This window comes from Luedemannella flava, assembly GCF_039528515.1.
Classification (GTDB): Bacteria; Actinomycetota; Actinomycetes; order Mycobacteriales; family Micromonosporaceae; genus Luedemannella; species Luedemannella flava.
This window is the reverse complement of the sequence record NZ_BAAALT010000089.1, coordinates 1-15150: the sequence shown is the minus strand read 5'-3', so window position 1 is coordinate 15150 and position 15150 is coordinate 1. Positions and strand designations below refer to the sequence as shown.

Genomic DNA, 15150 nt, shown 5'->3' with positions numbered 1-15150 from the left:
GGGTCGCGCAGGAGCGCCGCGCCCGCGACGATGGACACCGACACGGCCAGGGTCGCGGCCCCGGCGAGCAGGACGCGGCGGCGCCGGCCGCGCCGGGCGTCGATGCGCGACCGGATCGTCGGCAACGCGTCCGGGGCCGGCTGGGCCCGCCCCGCCGGCGCGGCCAGCGCCTCGCGGAGCCGGTCCTCCACCTGGCCCGTCACCGTTGCACCGCCAGTTTGGTGCGCAGGGCCGCGACCGCGCGGGCGGTGTGGCTCTTGACCGAGCCGACGCTGACGCCCATCACCTCGGCCGTCTCCGCCTCGGACAGGTCGGCGTAGTAGCGCAGCACCACCGCCTCCCGCTGGCGCAGCGGCAGGGTGGCCACGACCGCGAGCACCTCGTCGTGCTCGGCCGCCGCCAGCGCCGCGTGCTCGGCGCTGGCCACCACCCCGGGCGGCGGCTGACGGCGCAGGTACCGGTCGATCACGTTGCGGTGGCGCAGCGCTGAACGGCACCGGTTCACCACGGACTGGCGCAGGTACGCCCGTGCCCGTTCCGGATTACGCAACCGCCACCAGGCCGCGTGCAGCGCCACGAACGCGTCCTGGGTGATGTCCTCGGCCGCCCCCTCGTCGTGCAGCAGCAACGCGGCCACGCGGACGAGCGGCCGGTACTCGGCCGCGAAGAGGGCCGTCACCGCCTCGTCAGCGGAGGCGGGGTCGGCCGGAGCGAACCAGTCGGGGGACAGCGCCGACTCCGTCCAGCGGGACACCAACTCGGATGTCATGAACGGTACGACGCGCACGCACCCGCGCGGGTTGTCACCGGGTCGAGGTTGCCTCCGCGGACAGCTCCCGGACGGTCAGGGCGGCGTCGAGGGCCGCGACCGTGGCCGCCCAGCCCTTGTCCTCGGCCGAGTCGGGCAGGCCGGCCCGCGACCGGGCCTGGGCGATCGTGTCGACCGTGAGCACGCCGTGCCCGACGGGCGTCGAGGCGTCCAGGGCCACCCGGGTCAGCCCGTCCGTCACGGACTGGCACACGTACTCGAAATGGGCTGTCTCACCGCGCACCACCACGCCCAGGGCGACCACCGCGTCGCACCGCCGGGCGAGCGCCTGCGCGACGACCGGCAGCTCCACGGAGCCGGCCACGCGCACGACGACGACGTCGGTGACGCCGCTGGCCTCCGCCGCCGCGACCGCCCGGCCCACCATGTGGTCGACGAGCTCCGCGTGCCAGCGGGTGGCGGCGATGCCGACCCGCAGGCCGCGCGCGTCGACGGTGGTCAGTTCCGCTTCCCCGAAGCCGGCCATGTCAGGCGTGTCCTTCCGCGAGCTGGTCGAGGTCGTCGAGGATATGGCCCATGCGGTCGCGCTTGGTGCGCAGGTACCGCACGTTCTCGGGGTGCGGGCGCACGGGCAGCGCCTCGCGGCCGGCGACGGTGAGGCCGTAGCCCTCGAGGCCGGCGCGCTTGGCCGGGTTGTTGGTGAGCAACCGCATCGACTTGATGCCGAGGTCGGCGAGGATCTGCGCGCCGGTGCCGTAGTCGCGGGCGTCGGCGGGCAGGCCCAGGTCGAGGTTGGCGTCGACGGTGTCGCGCCCCTCGTCCTGCAGCTGGTAGGCCTGCAGCTTGTGCATGAGGCCGATGCCGCGGCCCTCGTGCCCGCGCACGTAGAGCACGACGCCGCGGCCCTCCTCGGCCACCCGGGCGAGCGCCGCCTGCAGCTGCGGGCCGCAGTCGCAGCGCAGCGAGCCGAACACGTCGCCGGTGAGGCACTCGGAGTGCACCCGCACGAGCACGTCGAGGCCGTCGCCCAGGTCGCCGTAGACCAGCGCGATGTGCTCGGCGTTGTCGGTCGTGGCCTGGTAGCCGAACGCCCGGAAGACCCCGTGGGGGGTGGGCATGCGGGCCTCGGCGACCCGCTCGATCTGCTTCTCGGTGTGCCGGCGGTAGGCGATGAGGTCGGCGATCGTGATGAGCGTCAGGCCGAACTCGGCGGCGAACGCCTTCAGGTCCGGCATCCGCTTCATGGTGCCGTCGTCGTTGACCAGCTCGCACAGCACCGCGGCCGGCCGCAGCCCGGCGAGGACGGCCAGGTCGATGGCGGCCTCGGTGTGCCCGGGGCGGCGCAGGACGCCGCCGGCGCGGGCGCGCAGCGGCACCACGTGGCCGGGGCGCGACAGGTCGGTCGGGCGGGTCGCCGGGTCGGCGAGCAGCCGGATGGTATGCGCCCGCTCGGCGGCCGAGATGCCGGTCGAGATGCCCTCGCGGGCGTCGACCGTCACCGTGTACGCGGTGCCGCGCCGGTCCTGGTTCGTGTAGTACATCGGGGGCAGTTCGAGGCGGTCGGCGTCCGGCTCGGTGATCGGCGCGCAGATGAACCCGGACGTGTGCCGCACCATGAACGCGACAAGCTCCGGCGTGGCCAGCTCGGCTGCGAAGATCAGGTCGCCCTCGTTCTCCCGGTCCTCGTCGTCGACCACGACGACGGCCCGCCCGGCCGCGATGTCAGCGATCGCCTTCTCGATGAGCGCCGACCCGCGCGTGATGTCCCTCATGCCGTCATCTCCGCTTCGCTCCGACGCCGCCATGAGTTGGCACCGGGCCGATGATTCGCTCGCTGACGCTCGCTCATGCCTTCGCCCCCAACAGCCGCTCGACGTACTTCGCCACGACGTCCACCTCCAGGTTGACGGGGTCGCCGACCCCCTTGTGGCCCAACGTGGTCAGCGCCAGCGTGGTCGGGATCAGTCCCACCCCGAACGTGACGTCGTCCACATCGGTCACGGTGAGCGAGACGCCGTCCACCGTGATCGACCCCTTCTCCACGACATACCGCGACAGCTCCGGCGGCAGCGTGAAACGCACCGCCTCCCACTGGTCGCCAGGGACCCGGGACGCGATCGTCGCGACCCCGTCGACGTGCCCCTGCACCAGGTGCCCGCCCAGCCGGGTGGACAGCGTCGCGGCGCGCTCCAGGTTCACCCGGTCGCCCGGGTTGAGCGCGCCCAGCGACGACCGGTCGAGCGTTTCGCGCATCACGTCCGCCGTGAACGTGCCGTCGGCCACCTCGACGACCGTGAGACAGACGCCGTTGACGCTGATCGAGTCCCCGTGGGCGGCGTCGCCGGTGACCAACGGGCCGCGCACGGCGAGCCGCGCCGACTCCCCGGCCGGCTCGATGGCCGCCACCGTGCCGAGCTCCTCGATGATGCCGGTGAACACGTCACTCCCCCTTGGGTGTGCTGATCGGGACCGCGGTGATGCGCAGGTCCGGGCCGATGCGGGTCACGTCGGTCAGCTCCAGGCCGATCGCGTCGTCGATGCTGGTCACGCCCGCGTCCAGGACGGCCGTGGGGCCGGCGCCGAGCAGCTTCGGCGCCACGTAGGCGACGACCTCGTCGACCAGGCCGGCCGCGAGGAACGCCCCCGAAAGTCGGGGACCGCCCTCCAGCAGCACGCGCCGGTGACCCCGGTTGAACAGTTCGGCGCACAGCGCCGCGAGATCCACCCGCCCGTCGGGGCCGGCCCCGACGTCCGCGGTGGTCGCCACCCAGGTGCGCGCGGCGCCGTCGCGCACGCGGGCATCAGCGGGGGTACGCCCGGCGGAGTCGACGACGACCCGCAACGGCTGCCGGGTGGCGGACACCCCGGTGGCCGGGTCGCGGACGGTCAGCTGCGGGTCGTCGGCGAGCACGGTGCCCACACCCGCCATGATCGCATCGCAGCTGCTCCGCAGGATGTGTACGTCCGAACGGGCGGCCGGCGACGTGATCCACTGGCTGCTGCCGTCGGCGGCGGCGGAGCGGCCGTCCAGCGTGGCGGCCAGCTTCCAGATCACGTACGGCCGGGGGTCGCCCGCGGCGGCCCGGCGGGTGGACACCAGCCAGGCCCGGTTACCCGCGGCCGCCTCCGCCTCGCGTACCCCCAGCTCGACCTCGACCCCGGCGGCCCGCAGGGTGGCGGCGCCACCGGCGGCGGTCGGGTTGGGGTCCGGGACGGCCACCACGACCCGGGCGACCCCGGCCGCGATCAGGGCCTGCGTGCAGGGGCCGGTGCGGCCGGTGTGGTTGCAGGGTTCCAGCGTGACGACGGCGGTGCCGCCCTTGGCCCGCACGCCCGCCTCGGCGAGCGCCCGGATCTCGGCGTGCGGCCCGCCCGCGTACGCGTGGAAGCCCTCGCCGACGCTCTGCCCGGCGGCGTCGAGGATGACGCAGCCGACCACGGGGTTGGGGCTGGTCGCGCCGATGCTTCGGGAGGCGAGCGCGATCGCCCATCGCATCGCCCGGTCTTCGGCGTCGCTGGCCATCTCCACGCCCTTCTGCGCACAACGCGCGTTCACGGCGCGCGGGCAGGGCAGGGTGACATCAGGCGGGAGGTCACGGGTGGGCGTCCAGGTGGGCGCGCGGCACACCGCCGCCGGGCCGGGCCCCGATGCCTCGGCCGGGCGTTTCATCCCGCGCGCTGTCTCCCATCCGGACTGTCTGGCCGGCGCGTCGCCGCGTCGGGCCAACCGTCGGCTCCGGGGTCACACCGGATCCACCGGTGGCTGGCGGCCACCGGGTCGCGGGCTGACCGGGGCCGCTCGCCCCGGATCACCGCCGGTTCGGAATTTCACCGAGTCCCGCCAGCGCGCTGGTGGGTATGCCCTGAGTGTGCCACGCGGAACGGCCGGTCGGATAGCTGCGCGATACAGGTCACACCCGGCGTGGCGGGCACGGAAATGGTCAGACAGGCCCGGACCGCCGCGGCGAGCCCGTGCCCGGCTCGTGCTTGGTCTTGCGCCGGTCGTAGGCGACGAACGAGCCGGGCTGGTTCTTCGCCACGGTCTTCATCTCGTTGGCCACCGCGATCACCTCGCGCGGGTCGGTGTAGTCGCGCTGGGCGGACAGGGCGACCCCGATCGACACGGTGACCAGGCCGACGTCGTGCAGCTCGTTGTTCTGCCGGCTCTTGACGCGCAGGTAGCCGCGGGCGCGGTCCTCCGCGTCGTAGAGGGTGTCGGCCTCGTCCTCGAACTCGCGCACGGCCCGCTCGGTGAGCGGGCGCACCTGCTCGGGGGCGCAGACGACGACGAAGTCGTCGCCGCCGATGTGGCCGAGGAAGACCGGCGGCAGGCCCGCCGCGACGACCGCGCGGTGCAACTTCCGGGCCAGGGTGGCGATGAACTCGTCGCCGCGACCGAACCCGTACACGTCGTTGACGGCCTTGAAGCCGTCGATGTCGACGTGGCAGACGGCGAAGTCGGACCCGCCCCGCAGCCGGTCGCTGATCTCCTGCTGGATGCGGGCGTTGCCGGGCAGCCCGGTCAGCGGCGACACCTCGCGGAACTCGCGGTTGCGCCGCAGCGTGGTCTGCACGCGGGCGACCAGCTCCAGGGTGTCGAACGGCTTGACGATGTAGTCATCGGCGCCGGCCGTCAGGCCGACGACCTTGTCGACGGTGAGGCCCTTCGCGGTCAGCATGATGACGGGGATGGCGGAGGTCATCGCGTCGGCGCGCAGCCGCTTGGTGACCTCGACGCCGTCCAGGCGCGGCATCGCGACGTCGAGCAGGACGAGGTCGGGCCGGCGGGCGGCCACCTCCTCCAGCGCCGCGACGCCGTCGTGGGCGACGACCACGTCGAAGCCCTCCATGCGCAGGTTCATCTCGACGAACCGCGCGATGTCCACGTCGTCGTCGACGACCAGGATCCGCTGTCGCGGCGGTGGCTGCGTCACGACAGATCCGTAACCGGTGCACTCCCCTGTGCGGTGCGGCGTAGGCGGCGGACCGCCTCGGCGGGGTCGTCGGCGCCGAAGACGGCCGTGCCGGCCACGAAGGCGTCGGCGCCGGCCTCGGCCGCGGCGGCGATCGTGTCGTCGGCGATGCCGCCGTCGACCTCGATGCGCAGCTTGAGGTGACCGGCCTTCGCGTGGCGGCGGGCCGTGCGCACCTTGTCGAGCAGGTGCGGCAGGAACTCCTGGCCGCCGAAGCCCGCCTTGATCGTCATGATCAGCAACGTGTCGAAGTTCTCCAGCAGCGGCAGGTACGGCTCGACGGGGGTGTCCCGGTCGATCGCGAGGCCGGCCCGGGCGCCCGCCGCGCGCAGGTCCTTGGCGAGCGCCACCGGGTCGTCGCAGGCCTCGGCGTGGAAGCTCACGTTCGTCGCGCCGGCCTCGGCGTAGTCGACGGCCCACCGGCGCGGGTCGGCGATCATGAGGTGGCAGTCCAGCGGCAGCGTCGTGGCCGGCAGCAGGCTGCGCACCACGGGCAGGCCGAGGGTCAGGTTCGGCACGAAGTGGTAGTCCATCACGTCGACGTGCAGCCAATCGGCGTCGCGCTCAACCTCCCTGGCCTGCTCCCCGATGCGGGCGAAGTCGGCGGCGAGGAGGCTGGGCGCCACGATGAGGCCCTCAGGCGCGACGCTGTGCGATGGATCGGTCACCGCGACAGTGTAGTCACCGCGAGGGCCGGTCGGTCACTCCGCCGTCAGGCCGAATCCGACATTGACCAGCCTATATGCTAGGCGATCACGACGGTGGGGTCGTCCGCACCGGGAGTGCCGGGCAGCAGGCCGGCCAGGAGCAGTTCGCCCTGCTCCCACGGGCCGTGGCCGCTGTCCACATTGATGTGGCCGGCGTCGCCGGCATCGATGAAGACCGCCCGCCAGGCGCCCGCGAACGCGCGCGCCCGCTCGATGCTCACGTACGGGTCGGTGGTGCTGCCGACCACGAACGCCTCGAACGGTAGGGGCGTCAGCGGCACCGGGCTGAACGACTCGAACGGGTGGTCGGGCAGGTTGTCCACATCGGCCGGTGCGACCAGCAGCGCCGCGCGCACCGGACCCACGTGCGCGGCGGCCCACCGCACGACGGCGATCGCGCCGAGGCTGTGCGCCACGAGGACGACCTCCTCCTCGCTCGCGTTCACCGCCTCGTCGATGCGGGCGACCCACGCCTCGCAGGTCGGGTGGTCCCAGTCGTCCTGCTCAATCCGGATGTACTCCGGGTTTTCCTCTTCCCACAGGCTCTGCCAATGGCCGGGGCCTGAATTCTGATAGCCGGGAACCACCAGGACGCGCGTCATGCCGCACAGGATATGGGGTACACGCACGTTCACCGTAGGCCCGCAACGGATCCTTTACGTGAGCGAACTTTACCGCTTAAGCTCCTGGGAGCGCTTCCATCGACATATTCTTTCGTCCCCCTTCTAGGAGCACCCGTGCGTCCGTCCCTTCGGCGGCCCTTGGTCGCCGTGTTCGCCGGCATAGCCGCGCTGGTCGCGGCGGCAACAGCCGTCATCGTCACGAATACCGCGCAGGCCGCCGACCCCCGCGACAGCTTCGTCACCCGGTGCGGCATCCGCTTCTGCGTCGACGGCAAGCCGGCCTACTTCGCCGGCACCAACACGTACGACCTGTTCACCTACGGTTACGACTGGCTGCCCGGCGAGCAGTACGTGGACAAGACCCGCATCGACAACCACATGGCCAACCTCAGGGCCGACGGCGTCCAGGTGCTGCGCCTGTGGATGTTCAGCCACGAGGACTGGATGGGCTCGGAGGCCGCCGAGGGCGTCTACACCGAGGAGGAGTTCATCCTCTACGACTACATCATGAAGTCGGCCCGCGACCACTCGATCCGCCTCATCCCCGTCTTCGAGAACTACTGGGAGGCGTACGGCGGCATCGACAAGCGACTGTCCTGGGAAGGGCTCGGCACCGGCCAGGCCAACCGCTGGAGGTTCTTCAACAAGGCCCAGTGCCCCGGCTGCTTCGACCAGTACAAGAACTACGTGCGCTACGCGCTGGCCCGCACCAACTTCTTCACCGGGGTCAAGTGGATCAACGACCCGACGGTGATGGCGTGGGAGCTCATGAACGAGCCCCGCTACCAGGACGCCACCCCGAACGAGAACACCACCGGCACCACCCTGCGGGCGTGGGTCGACGAGATGGGCGCCCTGGTCAAGAGCCTCGACCCCAACCACCTCCTCGGTACGGGCATGGAGGGCCAGCAGACGTCGTACGGCTACGGCGGCGACGCGGGCAACCCGTTCGTCTACATCCACTCCTCGCCGTACATCGACTTCACCTCGGCGCACATGTACCCGACGGAGGGCTGGGCGGGCCTCGACTACGCCAAGGCCCGCACCCTGGTCAAGCGCTGGATCGACGACTCGCACAATGTGGTCGGCAAGCCGTTCTTCCTCGGCGAGTGGAACGTCCACGACAACAAGAGCGAGTGGTGGGCCCAGATCTACGCCGAGATGGAGGCCAGCGGCGGCGATGCCGACGCGTTCTGGTGGTTCCCCGGCTCGTCGTCATGCGGCGGCTTCGACAGCGGCTTCGGCTGCCCCGAGCACACCGTGTTCAAGCAGCACTCGGCGAACTTCGCGGCCAAGTCGGGCACGGGCTCGACCGCCGGCCCGACCTCGTCGGTGCCCACCTCCACCCGGGCGGCCACCAGCACGCCGCCGACGTCGTCCGTCGTGACGACCCGCCCGCCCACGTCGGCCGTCGTCACCTCGCGCCCGCCGNCGCGCCCGCCCACCTCGGCCGTCGTGACCTCGCGCCCGCCCACCTCGGCCGTCGTGACCACCCGGCCGCCGACCAGCGCGGTGGTCACCTCCGCCGGCCCGACCTCGGCCGGCGGCTGCGCCGCCGCGTACAAGGTGGCCAACCAGTGGACGGGCGGCTTCCAGGGTGAGGTCACCGTCACGGCCGGCTCGGCCGCGATCACCGGGTGGACCGTCACCTGGACGTACGCCAACGGGCAGACGATCACCCAGCTGTGGAACGGCACGCTGACCACCAGCGGGTCGGCGGTGACCGTGAAGAACCTGTCGTGGAACGGCTCGCTCGCCGCCGGCACGAGCACCACGTTCGGGTTCCTCGCCAACTGGAACGGCACCAACAGCGTCCCGACGCTGACCTGCGTCAAGGCCTGACGCGGATTACCGGGGCGACCCCGGCGGACATTTCCGCCGAGGTCGCCCTCGTCAGATCGCCGCGATGGTCGCCGGTGCGCGCTCGGCGCGGCTGAGCGCCCGCAGCACCGCCGTGGCGCCGTGCTGCTTCACGGCGAGCTTCGTGAGCAGCGCGAACACGGGCTCGAGCACCTCGTCGGGCTGGGCGGGCGCGTCGATGCCAACGCTCACCGCGAGGTCGTCGTTGTGCACCGCGATCTCCAGCAGCCGGGTGACGAGGAAGTCGTCGAAGGTGAGCGACCACCCGGCCCAGGGCAGCGCCACGACCAGATCCGCCGGCAGCGTCGGGAACGTCGCGTCGAGGGCCGCGACCTGCCCGGCGATGAACTCGGCGAGAGCCGCCGGGCCGCCCGCCGCGTCCTTCTCCCCCGACTCCCGGACGCCGACGCTGACCGGGTCGTCCGGCTGGGCACCGACCCAGGTGGACCGTTCGAAGTGGTCCAGCAGGGTGATCGGCGCCTCGGCCGACGGACCCGCCGCGGCGAGCTCCACCACCCGGTTCACCTGCCGGCCGAGATGGCCTGCTAGCCCGCTCACCCGGAACTCCGCCAGCGCGCTCGGTTCATCCCATGCCGCGGCGACCGCCGGGTCGGCCAGCAGTTCCGCCGCCGACCGCGCCGCCCGCAGATACGCTTCCCTGATCGTCACTCGTCGCTCCCGTTACCTTCCAGTGTGCTTTAGTGGTACACATTCGGTAGTCCTACCTTGCGGTAGGACGGTCCCGGTCTGATCGGCGGTTGCCGTGCCGGGTTCACGTTTCGTAGCCACCTGCCCGCGTAGGCGGGTCTTCTGGTCGGCTCCACGTGCTGCCACCGGGCCACGCCCGGCGGTGGTGACCTTTGCCGCGAGCGCGGCGAGGTTTCGTGCGGCATTGTGGTCGCGGTCAAGGACCATGCCGCAGGTGCTGCAGGTGTAGCTCCGCTCGAACAGGGCCGGTTTGGTTTCGCCGCACCGCAACAGCACCCGTTGACTACCCTAGCCGGGGCGCGGCACAGCGCCCGCGGATTCTCCCGGAGGCAACGATGACGGTCACCATCCCGTCGGGCGCGACGGTCCTGTTCATCGGTGACAGCATCACCGACGCCGGCCGCGACCGCGCCAACCCCGACGACCTCGGACACGGGTACGCGCTGATCGCGGCCGCCCTGTTCGGTGCCCGCCACCCCGGTCACGGCGTCCGGTTCGGCAACCGCGGCATCGGCGGCGACCGTGTGCGCGACCTGCGCAAGCGCTGGACCGAGGACTGCATCACGCTGCGCCCCGACGTCGTATCCGTCATGATCGGCGTCAACGACACATGGCGCGGATTCGACTCCGGGGACGTCACGTCCACCGAGGACTACGAGAACGACTACCGCGAGATTCTGACGGCCACCCGCGTGGGTCACCGACGGGTGCACCTGACGCCGGCCGGGGACGCCCTGCTCGCGCAGGAGTGGCTGCGCGCGGTGGCGCCGTGACCCTGACCCTGCGCGGGTACGCCGGCCCGGTGGACCTGCCGCGGCTGGAGGCGGTCCGGGCCGCCGCTCAGGCCCTGCTCGGCACGCGCCTGTCCGCGCTCGCCGGGTTGAGCGTGCCCCGCGCCACGCTGCGGACCGTACGCGAGAACCCGAACCGCAGCGTCGCGCTCTACGAGGGGCGCGGCTACCGGGTCACCGCGACCCTGCCGCGCTACCGCAAGCCGCTCGCATGACGCCACTTAACCCACAATGACGGGCTCTCACGGCATAACATTGCCACCCGTCCACCGTGGAGGATGCGATGCTGGAACCGATGCCGTTCGACCCGGACGTGCCGAACGTGGCCCGCATGTACGACTACTACCTGGGCGGCACGGACAACTTCGCCGCCGACCGGGCCGCCGCGGACCAGGCCCTCACCGTGGCGCCCGAGCTGCGGGTGGGGGCGCAGGAGGGGCGCAAGTTCCTCAGCCGGGCGGTCACGTACCTCGCCCGCGACGGGATCCGGCAGTTCCTCGACGTCGGCTGCGGCCTGCCGACCCGCGGCAACGTCCACGAGGTGGCCCGCGCGGTCACCCCGGCCGCCCGGGTCGTCTACGTCGACAACGACCCGATGGTCGTCGCGCATGCCCGGGCGCTGCTGGGCACCCATCCCACCACGGCGGTCGTCGAGGCCGACCTGCGCGACCCGGAGTCGCTGCTCGGCAGCCCGGCCGTCAAACAGATGATCAACTTCAGGGAGCCGGTCGGCCTGCTGCTCTTCTCGGTGCTGCACCTGGTCCCCGATGACGAGCTCGCGCACCGGGTCGTGCGGCGGCTGCGCGAGCAGCTGGCGCCCGGCAGCTACCTCGCGATCGCCCACGCGGTGGCCGACCTGCGACCCGAGACGACCGCCCGGCTCGCCGCGCTCTACCAGGACAAGACCGCCTCCGCCGGCCCCCGGCGGCCGAACCTGCCGACCAGGGACCAGGTGCTGCGCTACTTCGACGGCCTGGAGCTGGTCGAGCCGGGCCTCGTCTACGTGCCGCGGTGGCGGCCCGATCCCGACGACGAGGGCCCCGGCGACACGCCCGTCTGGTCGGTCGGCGGCGTCGCGCGCACGCCGTAGCCCGGCTCAGCGGCGAAGGTTCGTCAGCTGGTGCGACGCAGCAGGGCCAGGAACATGGCGTCCGTGCCGTGCCGGTGCGGCCACAGCTGCACCGCCGGCCCCGTGCCGAGCCCTGGCACACCCGGCAGGTAGGGCCGGGCGTCCACCAGGTCGACCGCGACGGGTGACCGGCGCACCGCCTCGGTGACCGACACCTGCGTCTCCACCAGGTGCGGCGAGCACGTCACGTAGGCGACGACGCCGCCGGGCCGCACGGCCTTCAGCGCCGCGCCGAGCAGCTCGCGCTGCAGCCGGGTGAGCGGCGGCAGGTCGGTCGGCTGGCGGCGCCACCGCGACTCGGGGCGGCGGCGCAGGCTGCCCAGCCCGGAGCAGGGCGCGTCGACGAGCACCCGGTCGAAGCCGGCCTCGGGCAGGTCGTCGGAGGCGCCGACCTCGCGCCCGTCGGCGCACAGCACCCGCACCGGCATGCCGCGCACCGCGTTGCGCACCAGGTCGGCGCGGTGGGGTGCCACCTCCACGGCGGTCAGCCGCGCGTCGCGCTCGACGGCCAGGCCGCCCAGCAGGGCCGCCTTGCCTCCCGGGCCGGCGCACAGGTCCAGCCAGCGGTTGTCGTCGCCCTCGACCGGCACGTCGGCCAGCGCGAGCGCCACCAGCTGCGAGCCCTCGTCCTGCACGTGGGCGCGGCCGTCGACGATGGCGCGCAGCTCGCCCGGCGAACCGGACGGCAGATAGACCCCGTACGGCGAGAACGCGCCCGGCGCGCCGCCCACCTCGTCGGCCAGGTCGGCCGCGTCGACGCGGCCCGGACGGGCGCACAGGTGCACCTCCGGCCGCTCGTTGTCCGCGATGAGCAGAGCCTGCGTCTCGTCCAGGTCGCCGCCGAGCGCCTCGCGGAAGGCCCGCACGATCCACTGTGGATGGGCGTCCACGACGGACAGGTGCGCGACCGGGTCGGCGTCGCGCGACGGGGCCAGCTCGTCGAGCCAGGCCGGCAGCTCCTTGGACGTGATCTGCCGCAGCACGGCGTTCGCGAATCCCGCGGCGCCCGGCGAGACGCGGCGCACGAGGTCCACGGTGGCCGAGACCGCGGCGTGCGCCGGCACCCGCGTGTGGAGGATCTGGTACGCCCCGAGGCGCAGCGCGTCGCGGGCCGGCGGATCGATGCGACCCACCTCCCGGCCGGCCGCCTTCTCGATGATCACGTCGAGCTGGCCGAGCTGGCGCAGCGTGCCGTAGGTCAGCTCGGTCGCGAACGCCGCGTCGCGGCCGAAGACCTGCTCCTCGCGCAGCACCTTGGGCAGCACCAGGTTGGCGTACGCGTCGTCGCGCTGGACGGCCGCGACGGCCTCGTAGGCGGCCCAGCGGGCCACGTCACGGGCGGGACGGCGGACCGCGCGCGTCACGACGTACTCCCGGGTTCGAAACGCTCCGCGTCGCCCAGGCGGGCGCCGCGGGCCCAGTCCGCCGCGGACATCGCCTTCTTGCCGGCCGCGCGCACGTCGCCCAGGGCGACCGGCGCGGTGGCCGTGCCGCACAGCACCCGGTTGCGCGCCACGAGCAGGTCGCCCGGCTTGAGCGCCGGGCCGTCGGGCACGACCGTGACCGGGCCGAGCTTGACCCGCTCGCCGCGGAACTCCGTCCACGCGCCGGGGGCCGGGGTGCACGCGCGGACGCGGCGGTCGACCGCGAACGCGGGCTCGTCCCAGCGGACCTGGGCGTCCTCCACCGTGACCTTCGGGGCGAGGCTGATGCCGTCGACGGGCTGCGGCACGGCGCGCGCGGTCCCGGCGGCGATCGCGTCGAGCACCGCCACGAGCAGCCCGCCACCCGCGACCGCCAGCCGGCCCAGCAGGTCGCCGGACGTGTCGGTGGGGCGCACCGTCTCGGTCAGCGTGCCGAAGACCGGGCCGGTGTCGAGGCCGGCCTCCAGCTGGAACACCGAGGCGCCGGTCATGTCGTCGCCGTGCAGCACGGCGTGCTGGACGGGGGCGGCGCCGCGCCAGGCGGGCAGCAGCGAGAAGTGCAGGTTGATCCAGCCGTGCGCCGGGACGTCGAGCGCGACCTGCGGCACGAGGGCGCCGTAGGCGACGACCGGCACGCAGTCCGGCGCGATGTCGGCCAGGCGGGCGAGGAACTCCTCCTCGCGCGGGCGCGCGGGGGTGAGCACCTCGATGCCGCGCTCGTCGGCCCACGCGCCGACGGGCGAGCGGACGAGCCGACGGCCCCGGCCGGCCGGCGCGTCGGGACGGGTCAGCACGGCGACGATCTCGTGGCCGGACGCGGCGATCGCGTCCAGGCTGGGCAGGGCGACCTCGGGGGTGCCCGCGAAGATGAGGCGCACGTCAGCGCCCGAAGATTCCGCCGCCGACATGCGGGCTGATCTTGACGGTGGGCGGGGCGTCCGGATTGTACCACTCCGCCTGGCGGATCTGGCGCATCGCGTCCTTGCGGCGGTCGGGGTCGAGGCGGTCGAGGAACAGCACGCCGTCGAGGTGGTCGGTCTCGTGCTGCACGCATCGGGCCATCAGGCCGGTGCCGACGATCTGGATCGGGTCGCCGTACTCGTTGACGCCCTTGGCGATGACGTTCTGCCGACGCTTGGTGTCGATGTAGATGCCGGGGATGGACAGGCAGCCCTCCGGACCGTCCTGCTCCTTCTCGTCGGGGAAGCTCAGCACCGGGTTGATCAGGTGACCGACCACGTCGTCGACGTCGAAGACGAACACGCGCAGGCCCACGCCGAGCTGAGGGGCCGCCAGGCCCGCGCCCTCCTGGTCGAGCAGGGTCTCCGTCAGGTCGCGGACGAGGGTGCGCAACTCCTTGTCGAAGGTGGTCACCGGGTCCGCCGGGGTCCGTAGCACAGGGTCGCCGAACAGGCGGATCGGCTGGATGGTCACACGGCCCCCTCAGGACGGCTCACGATCGACGCGTCAAGTCTACGGAATGCCCCGGCTACCAGAGTTCGGCCGGGTCCACCTGGATCCGCACCGGTTCGGCCGCCTTGCGCGCCGAACGCACCCCGGCCGGCCGGTGCAGGGCCGCCGCCAGGGCGCGGCCCGCCGCGCGGCTGGGCACCCGGACGAGCAGACGCTCGGCGTCGCGGGCCGGCACCGGACCCAGCAGCTCCACCCCGTCGGGCAGCTCCGCCAGCCCCACCAGCTCGTTCACCGCCGCCGGCGAGCCGGTGAGGCTGGCCAGCCGGGCGGCCGGCGGGAAGCCCAGTTGCCGCCGCTCGTCCAGCTCCCGGGCCGCGAACGTCGCCGGGTCCCAGCGCAGCAGCGCCTGGACGGGCACGAGCGCACCATCGGCCACGACGACCACCTTGCCACCGTTCCTAGCGGGCCTGGCCAGCGTCGCGGCGGCCAGCCAGCGGCGCAGCGCCTCCTCGCCGGCGCGCAGGTCGGCGCGCGTGAGCAGCGCCCACGTGTCGAGCAGCAGCACCGCGCCGTAGCCGCCCTCGGCCACGGGCTCCGCGCCGGGCGTCGAGACGACGAGCGCGGGGCCGTTGTCGACGCGGTCCAGCACGCCGTCGCGGCCGCTCGTGCGCACCGGCACGTCGGGGAAGGCGCGGCCCAGCTCGTCAGCGGTGCGGCGGGCGCCGACGACGGCGGCGCGCAGCGGTCGGCCGC

18 protein-coding genes and 1 pseudogene are annotated in these 15150 nt (G+C 73.2%); 4 read left to right on the top strand and 15 right to left on the bottom strand.

Annotated elements, in window-relative coordinates:
• The 9 genes from ABD211_RS16415 to ABD211_RS16375 form a co-directional block, all read right to left on the bottom strand.
• On the bottom strand, window positions 1-203 hold a 203-nt coding region (locus ABD211_RS16415; protein WP_344131942.1), incomplete at its 3' end, for a hypothetical protein.
• Window positions 200-769, bottom strand: a complete 570-nt coding sequence (locus ABD211_RS16410) for a SigE family RNA polymerase sigma factor (protein ID WP_344131939.1) — start codon at window positions 767-769, stop codon at window positions 200-202. The genes ABD211_RS16410 and ABD211_RS16415, both read right to left, overlap by 4 nt.
• A 34-nt stretch (window positions 770-803) precedes the next feature.
• Complete coding sequence (gene ribH, locus ABD211_RS16405; RefSeq protein ID WP_344131936.1) at window positions 804-1295, bottom strand: 6,7-dimethyl-8-ribityllumazine synthase; 492 nt, start codon at window positions 1293-1295, stop codon at window positions 804-806.
• A gap of 1 nt (window position 1296) precedes the next feature.
• Window positions 1297-2541 (bottom strand): bifunctional 3,4-dihydroxy-2-butanone-4-phosphate synthase/GTP cyclohydrolase II, encoded by a 1245-nt coding sequence (locus ABD211_RS16400; protein ID WP_344131933.1) that lies wholly within the window; start codon window positions 2539-2541, stop codon window positions 1297-1299.
• Window positions 2542-2614: 73 nt separating this feature from the next.
• A complete protein-coding gene (locus ABD211_RS16395) occupies window positions 2615-3208 on the bottom strand; it encodes a riboflavin synthase (RefSeq protein WP_344131930.1) in 594 nt (197 codons plus the stop codon).
• A gap of 1 nt (window position 3209) precedes the next feature.
• Window positions 3210-4292, bottom strand: coding sequence for a bifunctional diaminohydroxyphosphoribosylaminopyrimidine deaminase/5-amino-6-(5-phosphoribosylamino)uracil reductase RibD (gene ribD, locus ABD211_RS16390; RefSeq protein ID WP_344131951.1), 1083 nt, complete (start codon window positions 4290-4292; stop codon window positions 3210-3212).
• Between the two features lie 418 nt (window positions 4293-4710).
• Window positions 4711-5703, bottom strand: a complete 993-nt coding sequence (locus ABD211_RS16385) for a response regulator (RefSeq protein WP_344131927.1) — start codon at window positions 5701-5703, stop codon at window positions 4711-4713.
• A complete protein-coding gene (gene rpe, locus ABD211_RS16380; protein WP_344131924.1) occupies window positions 5700-6410 on the bottom strand; it encodes a ribulose-phosphate 3-epimerase in 711 nt (236 codons plus the stop codon). Before rpe ends, ABD211_RS16385 begins: the two co-directional genes overlap by 4 nt.
• 77 nt (window positions 6411-6487) lie before the next feature.
• Entirely contained in the window at window positions 6488-7051 is a 564-nt protein-coding gene (locus tag ABD211_RS16375) for an RBBP9/YdeN family alpha/beta hydrolase (RefSeq protein ID WP_344131921.1), read from the bottom strand.
• Between the two features lie 12 nt (window positions 7052-7063).
• On the opposite strand from ABD211_RS16375, the gene ABD211_RS16370 reads away from it, so the two are divergent.
• Window positions 7064-8914 carry a cellulose binding domain-containing protein gene (locus tag ABD211_RS16370; RefSeq protein ID WP_425560426.1) on the top strand — a complete coding sequence of 617 codons (1851 nt, stop codon included), beginning with the start codon at window positions 7064-7066 and terminating at the stop codon, window positions 8912-8914.
• A 51-nt stretch (window positions 8915-8965) separates the two neighbouring features.
• Here the strand turns inward: ABD211_RS16370 and ABD211_RS16365 are convergent, their stop codons facing one another.
• Both ABD211_RS16365 and ABD211_RS16360 read right to left on the bottom strand, forming a co-directional pair.
• Entirely contained in the window at window positions 8966-9601 is a 636-nt protein-coding gene (locus tag ABD211_RS16365; protein ID WP_344131915.1) for a maleylpyruvate isomerase N-terminal domain-containing protein, read from the bottom strand.
• A gap of 12 nt (window positions 9602-9613) precedes the next feature.
• Complete coding sequence (locus ABD211_RS16360) at window positions 9614-9916, bottom strand: zinc ribbon domain-containing protein (RefSeq protein ID WP_344131912.1); 303 nt, start codon at window positions 9914-9916, stop codon at window positions 9614-9616.
• Between the two features lie 59 nt (window positions 9917-9975).
• Here ABD211_RS16360 and ABD211_RS16355 point away from each other — a divergent pair, with 59 nt between their 5' ends.
• The 3 genes from ABD211_RS16355 (at window position 9976) to ABD211_RS16345 (ending at window position 11521) form a co-directional block, all read left to right on the top strand.
• Window positions 9976-10413 (top strand): GDSL-type esterase/lipase family protein, encoded by a 438-nt coding sequence (locus ABD211_RS16355; protein ID WP_344131909.1) that lies wholly within the window; start codon window positions 9976-9978, stop codon window positions 10411-10413.
• Window positions 10410-10646, top strand: coding sequence for a hypothetical protein (locus tag ABD211_RS16350; RefSeq protein WP_344131906.1), 237 nt, complete (start codon window positions 10410-10412; stop codon window positions 10644-10646). The genes ABD211_RS16355 and ABD211_RS16350 overlap by 4 nt, the downstream gene beginning before the upstream one ends.
• A gap of 68 nt (window positions 10647-10714) precedes the next feature.
• Complete coding sequence (locus tag ABD211_RS16345) at window positions 10715-11521, top strand: SAM-dependent methyltransferase (RefSeq protein ID WP_344131903.1); 807 nt, start codon at window positions 10715-10717, stop codon at window positions 11519-11521.
• A gap of 23 nt (window positions 11522-11544) precedes the next feature.
• Here the strand turns inward: ABD211_RS16345 and ABD211_RS16340 are convergent, their stop codons facing one another.
• From ABD211_RS16340 to ABD211_RS16325, 4 genes and pseudogenes are all read right to left on the bottom strand, one after another.
• Window positions 11545-12924 carry an RsmB/NOP family class I SAM-dependent RNA methyltransferase gene (locus tag ABD211_RS16340; RefSeq protein WP_425560425.1) on the bottom strand — a complete coding sequence of 460 codons (1380 nt, stop codon included), beginning with the start codon at window positions 12922-12924 and terminating at the stop codon, window positions 11545-11547.
• A complete protein-coding gene (gene fmt, locus ABD211_RS16335; protein ID WP_344131945.1) occupies window positions 12921-13862 on the bottom strand; it encodes a methionyl-tRNA formyltransferase in 942 nt (313 codons plus the stop codon). The genes ABD211_RS16340 and fmt overlap by 4 nt, the downstream gene beginning before the upstream one ends.
• 1 nt (window position 13863) lies before the next feature.
• Window positions 13864-14418: a peptide deformylase gene (gene def / locus ABD211_RS16330; protein ID WP_344131900.1), complete on the bottom strand. Its 555-nt coding sequence runs from the start codon at window positions 14416-14418 to the stop codon at window positions 13864-13866.
• A 55-nt stretch (window positions 14419-14473) separates the two neighbouring features.
• Window positions 14474-15150: pseudogene (locus tag ABD211_RS16325) on the bottom strand (primosome assembly protein PriA); the annotation flags it as partial.